This is a genomic window from Kitasatospora sp. NPDC057518 (assembly GCF_042802075.1).
In the GTDB taxonomy this organism is placed as follows: Bacteria; Actinomycetota; Actinomycetes; order Streptomycetales; family Streptomycetaceae; genus Kitasatospora.
The window spans coordinates 17,281-29,411 of sequence record NZ_JBHVEU010000051.1; the positions used below are offsets into that span (position 1 = coordinate 17,281).

General features: G+C 73.1%; 13 protein-coding genes and 1 pseudogene. 10 read left to right on the forward strand and 4 right to left on the reverse strand.

The features are described from left to right. Positions 1-114: 114 nt before the first annotated feature. Both ACFU7Z_RS08075 and ACFU7Z_RS08080 read right to left on the reverse strand, forming a co-directional pair. On the reverse strand, positions 115-1,611 hold the full coding sequence (locus tag ACFU7Z_RS08075) for a thiopeptide-type bacteriocin biosynthesis protein (protein ID WP_380776976.1): 1,497 nt from the start codon (positions 1,609-1,611) through the stop codon (positions 115-117). Between the two features lie 98 nt (positions 1,612-1,709). Continuing rightward, positions 1,710-3,002, reverse strand: coding sequence for an MFS transporter (locus ACFU7Z_RS08080; RefSeq protein WP_380776968.1), 1,293 nt, complete (start codon positions 3,000-3,002; stop codon positions 1,710-1,712). A gap of 100 nt (positions 3,003-3,102) precedes the next feature. Between ACFU7Z_RS08080 and ACFU7Z_RS08085 the strand changes: the two genes are divergently transcribed. The 7 genes from ACFU7Z_RS08085 to ACFU7Z_RS08115 all read left to right on the forward strand — a co-directional run bounded on the left by ACFU7Z_RS08085 (position 3,103) and on the right by ACFU7Z_RS08115 (position 9,138). Continuing rightward, the gene (locus ACFU7Z_RS08085) at positions 3,103-4,128 is read left to right on the forward strand and encodes a DUF5937 family protein (protein WP_380776969.1); all 1,026 of its coding nucleotides are present in this window, start codon (positions 3,103-3,105) and stop codon (positions 4,126-4,128) included. 504 nt (positions 4,129-4,632) lie between these two features. Beyond that, on the forward strand, positions 4,633-5,466 hold the full coding sequence (locus tag ACFU7Z_RS08090; RefSeq protein ID WP_380776970.1) for a hypothetical protein: 834 nt from the start codon (positions 4,633-4,635) through the stop codon (positions 5,464-5,466). A gap of 78 nt (positions 5,467-5,544) precedes the next feature. Then, positions 5,545-6,282, forward strand: a complete 738-nt coding sequence (locus tag ACFU7Z_RS08095; protein ID WP_380776971.1) for a class I SAM-dependent methyltransferase — start codon at positions 5,545-5,547, stop codon at positions 6,280-6,282. Positions 6,283-6,327: 45 nt separating this feature from the next. Then, positions 6,328-7,533: a GNAT family N-acetyltransferase gene (locus ACFU7Z_RS08100; protein WP_380776972.1), complete on the forward strand. Its 1,206-nt coding sequence runs from the start codon at positions 6,328-6,330 to the stop codon at positions 7,531-7,533. A 29-nt stretch (positions 7,534-7,562) separates the two neighbouring features. Further along, positions 7,563-7,931 (forward strand): hypothetical protein, encoded by a 369-nt coding sequence (locus ACFU7Z_RS08105; RefSeq protein WP_049650457.1) that lies wholly within the window; start codon positions 7,563-7,565, stop codon positions 7,929-7,931. Further along, on the forward strand, positions 7,928-8,449 hold the full coding sequence (locus tag ACFU7Z_RS08110) for a pyridoxamine 5'-phosphate oxidase family protein (protein WP_380776973.1): 522 nt from the start codon (positions 7,928-7,930) through the stop codon (positions 8,447-8,449). The genes ACFU7Z_RS08105 and ACFU7Z_RS08110 overlap by 4 nt, the downstream gene beginning before the upstream one ends. A 143-nt stretch (positions 8,450-8,592) precedes the next feature. Next, on the forward strand, positions 8,593-9,138 hold the full coding sequence (locus tag ACFU7Z_RS08115; protein WP_380776974.1) for an EF-hand domain-containing protein: 546 nt from the start codon (positions 8,593-8,595) through the stop codon (positions 9,136-9,138). A 219-nt stretch (positions 9,139-9,357) separates the two neighbouring features. Here the strand turns inward: ACFU7Z_RS08115 and ACFU7Z_RS08120 are convergent. Continuing rightward, positions 9,358-9,618: pseudogene (locus ACFU7Z_RS08120) on the reverse strand (hypothetical protein); the annotation flags it as partial. Between the two features lie 206 nt (positions 9,619-9,824). Here ACFU7Z_RS08120 and ACFU7Z_RS08125 point away from each other — a divergent pair. Continuing rightward, positions 9,825-10,139: a DUF6980 family protein gene (locus ACFU7Z_RS08125; protein WP_074003347.1), complete on the forward strand. Its 315-nt coding sequence runs from the start codon at positions 9,825-9,827 to the stop codon at positions 10,137-10,139. A 338-nt stretch (positions 10,140-10,477) separates the two neighbouring features. Here ACFU7Z_RS08125 and ACFU7Z_RS08130 read toward each other — a convergent pair whose 3' ends face one another. Continuing rightward, entirely contained in the window at positions 10,478-10,981 is a 504-nt protein-coding gene (locus tag ACFU7Z_RS08130) for a MarR family winged helix-turn-helix transcriptional regulator (RefSeq protein ID WP_074003348.1), read from the reverse strand. A gap of 85 nt (positions 10,982-11,066) precedes the next feature. Between ACFU7Z_RS08130 and ACFU7Z_RS08135 the strand changes: the two genes are divergently transcribed. Beyond that, entirely contained in the window at positions 11,067-11,573 is a 507-nt protein-coding gene (locus ACFU7Z_RS08135; protein ID WP_117486302.1) for a cupin domain-containing protein, read from the forward strand. Between the two features lie 44 nt (positions 11,574-11,617). Further along, positions 11,618-12,037: a RidA family protein gene (locus ACFU7Z_RS08140; RefSeq protein WP_380776975.1), complete on the forward strand. Its 420-nt coding sequence runs from the start codon at positions 11,618-11,620 to the stop codon at positions 12,035-12,037. Positions 12,038-12,131: the final 94 nt, after the last annotated feature.

Here is a 12,131-nt window from a genome sequence, read left to right on the forward strand (position 1 = left end):
ACATCGAGGTAGCCGTCGCGGTCAACCATGGTTGAACCCTTCCTTTTCACTGGTCTTCCCCCCGGCCTGACGGACATCGATCACGCGGTGGTCCCCAGGAAACCCACCGGGGTGTCAGCGGGCCTTCGCGGCCAGGCTCTGGCGCGTCCGGAAGAGCAGTTCCAGGATGGCGTGTTCCGTCGTGCGGTCCGGGCCGAGCAGGCGGTTGCAGTGCAGGTGGACGTAGCTGTCGCAGAGGTCGGGCAGCGGCTTGCCGAGCAGCCGGTGGCGGTCCAGGTCGGCGAGCCGGGCGGCGACGTCCTGCGCGGCGCGGCGGCGTTCGGCGAGGACGGCGTCGATGCCGGGCGGGGCCGGGCCGCGCAGCAGTTCGCAGAACTCCGCTTTGCGGGTGCGGTACTGGGCGCCGGCGGAGCGCAGTCGGTGGGTCCAACGGTCGTGGATCCGGCGGTAGAAGCGCAGCCGGTCCGGTTCGTCGAGGCCGAGGCCTGCCAGCAGGTCGTCGATGGTGAGCAGGGCGAGCGCCGTGTCGTCGAGCGGCAGTTGTCCGGTGCGGCCGAGGGACAGCAGGTCGAGGACGGCGAGGCTGTCGGCGGTGTAGAGCTGCTCGGTGGCGTCCATGGCGGGGAGGCCGCCGTAGCGTTCGATCTCGCGGTCGTAGACGTCGAAGCCGAACCGGGAGAGGTGTCCGTCGGCCAGGAGGGTTCCGGCCCAGTCGCCGAGTGCGGGGATGAGCCGGCCGGGGTCGCCGCGCAGGCGCAGCCGCAGGTGGGGGTCGGGGTCCGCGTAGCGCAGGAATATGCGGCGGTCCGTGTGGTGCGCCGTGGCGCGGACGAGGTCCCTGACGCCGTCGGCGAGCAGGGAGTTCTCGTCCTGCCGGTCGCCGTAGAGCTTGACGTAGGTCCAGTCGCTTCCGGGGTGGCGCATTCGCTCCGTGCGGCCGATCGGGGCGTGGGCGGGCCGGGGCCGCCGTGCGGGAGGGGCGGCGGCGCGGCGGGTCATGGAGACGACGAGTTCCACGATGTGGGGCCCGTCGGGCCCGGTGGCCCAGGCGTCGTCGAGGCCGGGGAGGGCTTCTTGGAGGACGACGGCGCCGCCGGGCCGCAGGTGGTTCACGGCGCGGCGCAGTTCCTCCGTGTGGGAGCGCGCGGCGAGGTCGATGAGGAGCCGGTGGTCGGCGGCCTCGTCGCTGCTCGTCAGGTAGGTGTGGCGGGGCACCCGCCAGTGGCGGCGCCAGGCGTCGAGCGCGGCCGGGAACCCGTCCGGGTGCCCGGTGAGCTCCTCTCCCCGGGCGTGGTCGAGGCGCCACTGGGCCGGGCGCAGGACGAGCGGGCCGCGGGTGACGCGGGGCAGGTAGGGGAACCCGCGGGCCGGTCCCCAGTCGAAGCCGGTGAGCAGGGCGGTGCCGTCGCGGCTCAGGTCGGCGAGGAAGCGGCAGACGGCCGGCGCCCGGCTGTGGTTGAGCATGTGTCCGGCGCAGACGGCGATCTCCCGGACGGTGCCGGTGCCGTCGTCCCAGATCAGCGCGAACCTGGCGTCGGTGACCCGGACGGCGAGTTCGTCGAGGGGGATCCAGCGGGTCGGCCCGGGCTCGGCGCTGGTGCGGATGCCGATCTCGTGGACGGAAGCGGTTCCCGCTCCGGTGCCGGCCTACCCGCCCGCGCCTGCTGCCGAAGTGATGACGGCGCGGGAGCGATCGCCCGGCTGCCGGTTCATCGCGGAGCGCCGGTGCCCGGCAGTTCGCGCCGGGTGCGCAGCGGCGAGAAGAAGATCGGTATCCAGACCGTGGCGAGCCCGGCGGCCCCGGCCCACAACGCGGTTCGGACGGAGGCGAGTTCGCCCAGCAGCCCGGCCAGGGCCGCGCCGATCGCGAGTGAGCCCGTCAACAGGACGCGCATGGTGGCGTTCATCCGGCCGAGCAGGTGGTCGGGGGTGACGCTCTGCCGGAAGCTGACCTGGATCACGTTGTCGACGCCGATCTTGTACGTGGTGATCAGCCAGGCTCCGGTGGCGAGCCAGAGGGCCGGTCCTCGGGCGGCCAGGGCCAGCAGGGCGCCGAGCGGTGCGACGGCCAGGCCCACCGACCACAGCAGCCGCCCGACGCCGAACCGGCGGGCCGACCAGCGGGCCGACATCGAACCGATGAGCACGCCGAGACCGCCGACGGCGAAGAACAGGCCGATGACACCGCCGGAGAGGCCGAGCTCCCGGGCGAACAACACCGGCACCATGGTCTGGCACAGCTGGACGGACAGGTTCGTCAGTGCTCCGGCGAGCGCGACGGCCCGCAGGATCGGGTCGCCGAGCACGAAACGCAGTCCCTCGCGTATCTCGCGGCCGAGCCCCGCGTCGGGCCGCTGCCGCGGACCCGGCTCCGGCCGGCGGATGCGCAGCAGGAGGAGCGCCGACCACAGGTAGCCGACCGCGTCGACCACGATCGCCGCCGGGGCGGAGAGCAGGGCCGTGAGGAATCCGCCCGCGCTGCGCCCGCCGATCTGGGCGAGGGCGTCCACCGTCACCAGGTGGGCGTTGGCCTGGGTGAGCCGGTGGCGCCCGACCAGGTCGGGCAGTTGGGTCAGCGTGGCCACGTCGAAGAAGACCGTGGCCACGCCCGTCAACAGGACCACCAGGTAGAGCTGTTGGATCGTCAGGCAGTCGAGCGCCCAGGCGGCCGGCACCGACCCGAGGAGGGCGGCCCGGACCAGGTCGGCGGCGATCATCGCCGGCCGCTTGCGGATCCGGTCCACCCAGGCCCCGGCCGGCAGGCCGATCAGCAGGAAGGCGAGGGTGCTCAGCGTCGCCAGCAGGCCGACCTGTCCGGGCGAGCTGTGCAGGGCCAGGACGGCGGTCAGCGGTATCGCGAGGGCACTCACCGCGGTGCCGAGCTTGCTCACCGCGGCGGCGCCGACGAGCAGGCGAAAGCCCGGGTCCCGCAGGACCGAAGCAGACGGATCGGGGGTGGTAGCGGCCGTGTCCGGCCGCTGGGGAAGGTCGGTGCTGGTCATGAGCCGAGGTTCCCGCCGGACCGGCCGGCGGGCGAGGAATTTAGGCTGTACTGAATCCCGGGCCGCCGGCCGCTGGGTCCTCCGCCGTCGAGGGGGCATCGTGCTGGATCTGGCGTTCTCCGTCCGCGACTTGGCCCGCACCAGGTTCACCCTGTCGCCGCTGTGGGAAGTGGTGGCCAGCGTCAGAGTGCTGAAGCATCCGGCCGAGCACCCGCTGCACCGCCCGTGGAGCGGCGAGGCCGGACGCCGGCTGGCCGCCTCGGGGCTGGACTGGCGTCTGCTCGCCGATCTGGTCCCGGATCCGCCCGGGTCGATCCCGATCTTCCTCGCGCCGCCGCCGGCGGGCCCGGCCTCCGATCTGGAAAGCGAGTTGGCCGTCCTGCGTGCCACGCCCGCCGAGCAGGTCCGGTCGGGCCTCGGCGCTCCGCGCGCGCCGCGTTCCGAGCGCGTCGACCGACTGCGCGGCGATCCGCGCCGCGGCCTCGCCGAACTCGCCGACCTCATCGCGTCGTACTGGGAGATCGCGCTCGCGCCGTACTGGCCCCGCATGCGCTCGCTGCTGGAGGGGGACGTGCTGCACCGTGCCAGGCTGTTCGCCGAGCACGGGGCGGACCGACTGCTGGGCGACCTGGGGTCCGTCGTGACCTGGGACGACGGCACCCTGCGCGTCGGGCACCACTACGTCCACGGCAGCCGGCGGCTCGGCGGGCGCGGCCTCCTCCTCGTGCCGTCGGTGTTCGTCTGGCCCCGCGTCTTCTCCGTCGTCAGCCCGAACTGGCAGCCCACCCTGCGCTATCCGCCGCGCGGGGTGGCCGCGCTCTGGGAACGGCAGGTCACCGTCCCGCAGGCCCTGGCAGCGGTCGTCGGCCGCTCCAGGGCCCGGCTGCTGGCCGACCTCGACACGCCCGCCTCGACGACCGAGCTGGCCCGCCGCACCGGGATCACGCCCGGCGGGGTCTCCCAGCACCTGACCGCCCTGCGCACCGCCGGCCTGGTCGACGCCCACCGCAGCGGCCGGTACGTCCTGTACGTGCGCACCGAGGCGGCGGAGGTCCTGCTCGCCGCGGCGGACGGACGGCGTGACGGTGCGCAAGCGCCGCCTTCGCCCCGGAGTTCCCCTCGCTGAGGACCGGCAGGAGCGTCCGGTTCGCGGGACGACCCACCAGGGTCTCGGCCGTCACGGGTCGGACGCCGTTGCCCGCCCAGGACCTTGTCGAGAGCCCACAACCCATCAGCCGGAGACCGCCGCCATGGCGCCATGGCGGAAGGACAGGGCCGCAGCGCGGCGGCCCCACCGCCACTCCCGTCACACTCCGCAGGCTCATCCGACGCCCCCCGAGGCCGGGTGGCCGGCCTGGTCCGAGCGCGAACCGAGAACGGCCGTCGGCCGGACGGGTGGCGGGCAGGGGGTGGACGAAGCACGGGCGCAGGGCAGTAGGGTGCGGCGCTGACGGGTTGACGGAGTGTCGGCAGCGGCACAGAGAGGTGTGAGGAACTCGGCGTGACGTACGGAGATCAGGGCTCTTTCCCACGGAGCCCCTACCCGCGGGATCCCCGCCAGTGGCCGCGACCGGCCGGAGTTCCGCTGTGGCAGCGGTTCCGGGGCGAGGAGTGGCCCACCCTGCGGGAGTTGCTGGCGCCCGCGCGGCGGGTGGCCAGGTGGTGGGCCCTGGTGCCGCTGCTGTTCTGCCTGTGGCCGTTCCTGGTCTTCCTGGCGCTCTATCCGATGGCCAGGTCGGCACGGCGGCTGGCGCGACGGGTGTTCATCGTGCCCGGGCCCCGGGGGATCACCGACGAGGTGGTGCTGCGGGTGCAGAGGATACGGGGGTGGCTGGCGCTCGGGGCGGCGCTCGTGGTGCTGCTCGTGTACGGGACGGCGGACGACTGGGACCAGCTCGACGACCAGTTCGAGACCCGGCTGACGGTCACCCCGTTGCTGGTGCTGGTGACCGCGCCCGTGGTGGTCGGGGTGCTGTTCCGGCTCGCCGGGCCGGCCGCGCGCCCGGCCATGCGGGCCCAGGTGCGGCCGGCGGTCCTGATGGCTTCGCAGTACCTGGGCGCGTGCGCGGCGGTGCCGGTGCTGCTGTGGCTCGCCGGTCAGGCGCAGGGGTCGGTCCAGGGGCTGTTCCTCGGGCCGCTGTTCAACCTGCTGGTCCTGGCGTTGCCGATCTGGGTGCTGATGTTCGTGGCCTTTGCCTCGCCGACGGTGGTTCGCACGGCCTTCACCATGGACCGGGTGCACCCGGTGTTCCCGCCCGTCCTGACCGGCGTCCTGGTCTGGGAACTCGCCCTGATCGGGCTGGTGTTCGGCGGCCTGCCGCCCGGCCCGCCGGCCGTCCAGCTGGCCGCCGTGGTCGGCGGGCCCGCGACGGTGACCGCGGTGGCGTGGTGGGAGGTGCACCGGCTCCGGAGCCGCTTCGGGGTCTCCCTGCGCGGGCGGGCGACGGCCGGGAGCGGGCGGTAGCCAGGCCGGCGGCGGTCTCGGGACCCGCGGCGGTAGCGGGCCGGGCACGCCCCGGAGATCGGGCGGACAATCGAAGGCATGGGCGGAGCGGACCGGTTCGACACCCTCGGTGACATGTACGAGGAGATGTTCCTCCTGCCCTGGCGCCGACACCTGGAGTCGTTCAGCGTGTTCGCCGCACTGGGCACGGTCACCGGCCGTAGCGTCCTGGACATCGGGTGCGGTACGGGCCTGTACAGCCGGGAGCTCAAGCGACGCGGCGCGGCGCGGGTGGTCGGGTACGACGTCTCCGGCGGCATGCTCGACGTCGCGCGGCGGGCCGAACGCGCCGAGCCGCTGGGCATCGAGTACACCGAGCGCCGCGACCTCGTCGAGGACGGCGCCTTCGACGCGTGCCTGGCCGTGTACGTCCTGCCGTACGCGGAGGACTACGGAGCACTGCTCTCCCTGTGCGCCCTGGCATCACGGACCCTGCGCCCGGGCGGCCGGTTCGTCACCCTGCCGGTGAACCCGGACTTCCACGGCGAGCGCGCCTACTACGAGCGCTACGGCCTGCGCCTGGTGGAGACCGAGTCGCGCCACGACGCCTCGCGGGTGACGCTGGAACTGTGCTTCGGCCGCTACGACGAACGGATCACCGCACGGTACTGGAGCCGGACCACCCTGGAACGGGCCCTGCGCGAGACGGGCTTCGCCTCGATCTCCTGGCCCGCCTTCCGGGTCTCAGGGGAAGGAACCGCCCGCCACGGCGAGGACTTCTGGCGGCCGTACCTCGCCTGCCCCCACGCGGCGATCATCAGCTGCACCAGGACCTGATCCCGGAGAACCCGACCCCCGGAGCCCGATCCCAGAGACACCACCATGGCGACCACACCACGGGACCACCGCCGCCCCGGCCCGATCGAGGCAGGATTCCCCCCGTCCCCCGCGGCGGTCGACCCCGCGCGGTGGGACCGGCTGATCGGCCCGGACAACTTCTACAACAGCAGCGCCTGGGTGCGCGCGCTCGAACTCGCCCACGGCGACACCGGCGCGCTCACCGCCGCCTCCGGCGGCCGGCTGTTGGGCGCCCTGTCCGTCTGGCCCGGCGAGAACGACGAACCCGGGCTGTTCCACCTGCCCACGCTGTTCCCGGACCTGGCGGCCGCCCGGTCCGCTCGATGGCTGTGGCTGGGAGCCCGGCGCTCGACCTACAACGAACTGGTCCGCACCCGCGGCGAGGACCGCGACCGCGCCCTGGAAGTCCTGCTGGAAGGGGCGCTGCGGCTGGCCCGCGACCGCGGCCTCGACGGCGTGGTCCTGCCCTACCTGGCCGCCGGCGACGCCCGGGAGCTCACCCGGATCCACCCCCGGGCCGTCGTCCTGCTGCACGACGCGGACGCCAACGTCGCCGTCCCGGCCGGCGGCTACGCCGAGCAGTCGGCGCGGATGAGCCAGCCCGACCGCACCCACCGCCGGGCCGAACGCCGCACCTGCGAGCGCGGCGGCACGACCGTGGAATGGCGGCCCCTGGCCCACGGGGACGTCGCCCGGCAGGCCGCGGCCCTGGTGACGCAGACCCGTGCCCGGCACGGTGGAACCAGCGACCCCGCCTGGATGCTCCGCTCCTTCGCCGCCCAGGCCACGACGGGCGTGCTGGACCGGGCCGTCGGCTGCTTCGCCGTCCGCGACGGCCGCCCCGTCGCCGTGAACGTCTGCTACACCCACCACGACCGGCTCTACGGCCGCTACTTCGGCTTCGACTACCGCGCCGCCCAGCCCCGGAGCGAGTACTTCGTGCTCTGCTACCAGGCCCCCGTCGACTACGCGGCCGCCGGCGGCTTCCACCGCTACCGCCTGGCCGTCTCCGCCTGGCAGATCAAGATCCGGCAGGGCGCCGTGCTCTCCCCGCTCGCCGCCGTCGTCCTGCCCCTGCACGGGCGGTTCTGCGACCGGCGGACGGCGGCCCGGCACAACGCCCACACCGCCCGGCTCTGGACCGGCCGGTGCGCCGCCCGCCCCTGGGCCCTGGCACCCGAGTGGAACGGCTGGGCCCAGGACGGCCCCGACGCTCCCGCCTCCGGCTGACCGCCGCCGACATCGGAAGGAGACCCGCCGTGCTGCACCTGGTCTACCTGATCCAGCCCACGCCGGACGCGGAGACGGACCCGCACGCCTTCTGGGAGTGGGTCCGCGCCCGCGAGTCCTGGTACTACGACGGACTCGACACCGTCCTGCGCACCCGGTGGGCGGTACGCACCGTCGGCGCCCACGTCCACACCATCGAACACACCGTCAGCTTCGCCGACGAAGCCGGCTGGGGCCGCTACCGCCGCCAGGTCGCCGACCGCGGCCGCGACCCGGCCTGGGAACACCGCCGCACCGAACAGACCCGCTGGTGGACCCTGCTGGACGCCACCCTGCTCAGCGACCCCCCGGTCCCCCTCGGCTTCGACCGCACCCCCGCACCGGGACGCACCCCGTGACCGGCCCCGACGAACTCCTGCGCCGCAGCGGGCACCTGCTCACCCACGCCCGGTTCATGACCCTGGCCACCACCGACGGCACCGAACCGTGGGCCTCCACCGTCAACTTCGTGCCGCTGCGCGCTCCCGGCGCCCCCTTGCGGCTGCTCTACTACTCGCTGCGCACCGCCCTGCACTCCCGCAACATCGGCTGCCACCCCCGCGTCGCGGGCTCGCTCTACCTGACCGGCCTGCCCGGACTCGGCCTGGACGGGGCCCAGTTCACCGGCACCTGCCGCGCCACCGACGACCAGGGCGTGGCGGAACACCACCGGCTCTACTACGAGTTGAACTTCCCCGACCCCGCCGTGCGGAGCGAATGGCTCCTGCCCGCATCCGACTTCCGGGGTTCGGGCCCCCGCCGCTTCTACACTGTCGAGGTCGACCGCTGGTGGCTGTTGGACATCGACCGCTGGCTCGTCGACAAGCACGACCAGCGCGTCGAGGTCCCCCTCCACGCCCTCACCGGGCCGGGCTGAGCCACCTGGCGCACCGCCGCCCTCCCGCCGTCACCCGCGACGGTGGCTTCCCCGCGTTGCGGGGGCGTCCCCCGGAGCGCCCCTTCTACCGTTCGCCGCATGCCGCCGCACGCCGCCCGCGCGGCCAGGGAATCGAGGACCACATGACGTCGGCCGTGAAGAGCAAGAAGTTCAACACCCTGTTCGACTGGTTCGACCTGAACGGGGACGGACAGCTGTCCCAGGAGGACCTGCGCGGCACCGCCGACGTGTTCGCCCGGACCGCGACCAGGGACGACCAGGCCACCATCCGGGCCCTGCACGACGCCTTCGCGCGCTGGTGGGACCTCCTGCTGGAGCACGGGGACACCGACGGCGACGGACAGGTCTCGCGCCAGGAGTTCCTCACCGTCATGAAGGCCGACGTGACCACGCCCGCGCACTTCGAGGGCACGGTGCTGGCGATCGCCGACGCCCTGCTGAACGCCTACGACACCAACGGCGACGGCGTCCTCAGCAAGGAGGAGTACGTCCACATGTACGAGCAGCTGGGCGTGCCCCGCGTGCACTCCGAGCAGGCGTTCCCACGGCTGGACCGGGACGGGAACGGGGTGATCAGCCTCGACGAGTTCCGCGAGGCGATCATCGAGTTCTACCTCAGCGACGACCCCTCCGCGCCGGGCAACTTCCTCCTCGGACCGATCGGCTGACGGCTGGATCGGCTGGATCGGTTTCACCGGATCCGGTCCCGCGCCGCTACCCGTGGCACAGGGTCTCCGGGCCCAGGACGCGGCGCCGCCGCAGGGGGTAGCCGCCAGCCGAAGCCCGACCCTCCGTAGCGGGGCGGGGAGCCTGCCGCACAGCAGGATCCCCGCCCCGTTCTCACGCAAGGAAGGGGAAAGTCGACGTTAAGGCACGGGAGATGACGATCAGTCGGACGCTGCGATCCGGGGGAAGGCGGTCCTCCGGGCCTGACGGGCACCCGACTCCGGGACACCGCGCGGCGCCCGCGGTAGTCGGTCGTGCAGAACGTGGGTGGCCGACCGCCGTGAGAACCGAGCTTCCTCCGGCTGCGGACCCGGTCCGCGGGGACCGGTGAGGATTCGGGTCCCCGTGCCGTCGCGCTGCCATCGGCGGAAGAGCCCGTAGACCGTCCCCCACTCGCCGTACCGGGCGGGCACGTCCCGCCACGGCGCACCCGTACCGCCCCCACCGTATGCCGTCGATCAGCTGCCGCTTGACCAGACCGGAGGCCGTCCTGGCTTCTTGCTTGCCGGCAACATCGCCGCCAGCCTCGCCCACTGCGCGTTCGTCAGATCTCCCCGCCCCATCCGAAGATCATCTCAGGCCGTGATCTACTTCCGATCGTCCTGCTGATCGATGAGGAGCCAAGGCTATGACCGACCACTGCTGCGAGGCGATGACGGGCCAGGTGAACTGGCACTGCGACCAGCACGACGACCCCTTCGCCTGCCCGGACGCGCTGATTCGCTTCAGCACCAAGTTCCAGGACTACGGGTTGATCATCCACGACGGTGGTGCATCGATCATCAGGATCGACTTTTGCCCGTGGTGTGGACAGCGCCTCCCCGAGTCCCAGCGGGATCGCTGGTTCGACGAACTGGAGCGTCGCGGGATCGATCCGTGGGAAGACCAGCTCCCGGCCGAGTTCCAGGACGCGAGCTGGCTCGCTTCGCTTCGTCAGGAGTGAAGCGGCTGTTGGTCCACTTCTGAGACACGCCCTGGTCGGAGGAGCCAGGCCTTGCGGGTGCGGGCGGGCGCCGCCACCGGCCCGCGCAGCATCGTGCCGCCGGGCTCGACGCTGGGCGCCGGCACCACGGTCGGGCCCGCCTCGCCGGTGAATGCACGGCGGGAGGATCCCGGACGGGACGCGCCGGAAGCGGAGTACGTCAGGGTGCGGCAGTCGTCACGGACGGCACACCGCACCGGGTGTCGGCCGCCGTACGCATTCCCCTCGCACGGCGGCCGACGGCGTTCCGGAGCGGTCGCGGATGGCTGGACCTCGGGCGGGGGCGTCGGGCGGGGCCGTCAGGGTGCCGGGGTCTCCGTGCCCTCGACGTCGGCGAGCAGTTTGCGCAGGAGCCCGTCCAGGGTGGCCCGTTCCTCGCCCGAGAGGGCGGAGAGCAGCGCGGTCTCGTTGGCCGCGTGGTCGGTGAAGGCGGCGTCCACGAGGGCGCGTCCGGCCGCGGTGAGGGCAATGCGGACGCTGCGCCGGTCCGCCGGGTCGGTGCGGCGTTCCACCAGGCCCGCCGATTCCAGCCGGTCGATCCGGCTGGTCATGCCGGCCCGCGACATCAGCAGCAGCGCGGCGAGTTCGGAGGGCATCAGTTCGTACGGCGCGCCGGAGCGGCGCAGGGTCGCGAGAACGTCGAACTCGCCGCGCTGGAGGCCGTGTTGCTTGAACACCTCTTCGACGACCCGGCCCGCGAGCAGCGCGAAGCGGCCGAGGCGGCCGACGGTACCGACCGCCGCCAGGTCGAGGTCCGGGCGCTCCCGGCTCCACTGGTCGAGCATGACGTCCACGTGATCCATGGGGGAATGTTATTCGATGGAAGATAGTTAGACGTAGTACTATCAGCCGAGGAACTATCGGAGTGCTCACCGTGGGGAGAGACCAATGACGTTGATCGGACCGGAAGCCGTGGTCGTGCGGGGCGACGAAGCCGAGACCGTCTCGATGCTCGGCGGCCAGGGGCGGCTGCTGGCGGACTCCAGCGCCACCGGCGGCGCCCTGAGCACCCTGCGCGTCACGCTGGGGCGCGGCAAGGACGGCGCCACCCCGCACTACCACGGGGGCTCCTCGGAGCTGTTCTTCGTCGTCGACGGCTCAGCCCAGGTGCTGGTCGGGAACGAGGTCGTCACCGCCCGCAGCGGCGACCTCGTGGTGGTACCGCCCCACCTGCCGCACGCCTTCGCGGCGGCCCCGGACTCCGGGGCGGACCTGCTGATAGTGATCACCCCCGGCGTGGAGCGCTTCGACTACTTCCGCCTGCTGGAGCGGATCCGCGCGGGCGAGGCGACGGTCGAGGAACTGCTCGCCAAGCAAGACCTCTTCGACAACCACTTCCTGGAGTCGCCGAGTTGGCGCGACGCCCGGGAGGAAGCCGCCCGGTCCGAGCCGTAGACCGCCCGGCAACGAGCCCGGCCCGACACCAGGAGAGGAAACCCGTGACCGACACCCGCACCATCACCAACCCGCCCGGCCTGCACGACCCGACGCCGTTCGGCTACAGCCACGCCGCCTCCGCACCCGGCGAACCGGTGTTCATCGGCGGCCAGTACGCCTCCGACGCCGACGGCCGGGTCGTACCCGGCGACTTCGCCGCCCAGGTGGAACTCGCCCTCGCCAACCTGCGCACCGCACTCGCCGGAGTCGGCCTCGGCTTCGAGCACGTGGTCCGGCTCGGCTCGTACATCGTCGACCACGACCCGCAGAAGCTCGCCGTCCTCGGCAAAGCCCTCGCCGGGGCCTGGGGCGACCGGCTGCCCGCGCAGACACTCAGCGGAGTCGCCTCGCTCGCCCTGCCCGGGATGCTCTTCGAGATCGACGCGATCGCCGTCCGACCGACAGCGGCGGCAACCGACTGACCCACCCACCCACAGGGGTCCCACCCGCCGGTGGGACCCCTCGCCGTACCGCCGCCGTACCATCGCCGTTCGAGCCGGCCCGGGCCACTCACAC

Excerpts from the sequence above, each read along its gene's own strand:
- ACFU7Z_RS08080 (WP_380776968.1), bottom strand. The coding sequence starts at position 3,002 with ATGACCAGCACCGACCTTCCCCAGCGGCCGGACACGGCCGCTACCACC.
- ACFU7Z_RS08095 (WP_380776971.1), top strand. The coding sequence starts at position 5,545 with ATGGGCGGAGCGGACCGGTTCGACACCCTCGGTGACATGTACGAGGAG.
- ACFU7Z_RS08100 (WP_380776972.1), top strand. The coding sequence starts at position 6,328 with ATGGCGACCACACCACGGGACCACCGCCGCCCCGGCCCGATCGAGGCA.
- ACFU7Z_RS08115 (WP_380776974.1), top strand. The coding sequence starts at position 8,593 with ATGACGTCGGCCGTGAAGAGCAAGAAGTTCAACACCCTGTTCGACTGG.
- ACFU7Z_RS08125 (WP_074003347.1), top strand. The coding sequence starts at position 9,825 with ATGACCGACCACTGCTGCGAGGCGATGACGGGCCAGGTGAACTGGCAC.
- ACFU7Z_RS08130 (WP_074003348.1), bottom strand. The coding sequence starts at position 10,981 with ATGGATCACGTGGACGTCATGCTCGACCAGTGGAGCCGGGAGCGCCCG.
- ACFU7Z_RS08135 (WP_117486302.1), top strand. The coding sequence starts at position 11,067 with ATGACGTTGATCGGACCGGAAGCCGTGGTCGTGCGGGGCGACGAAGCC.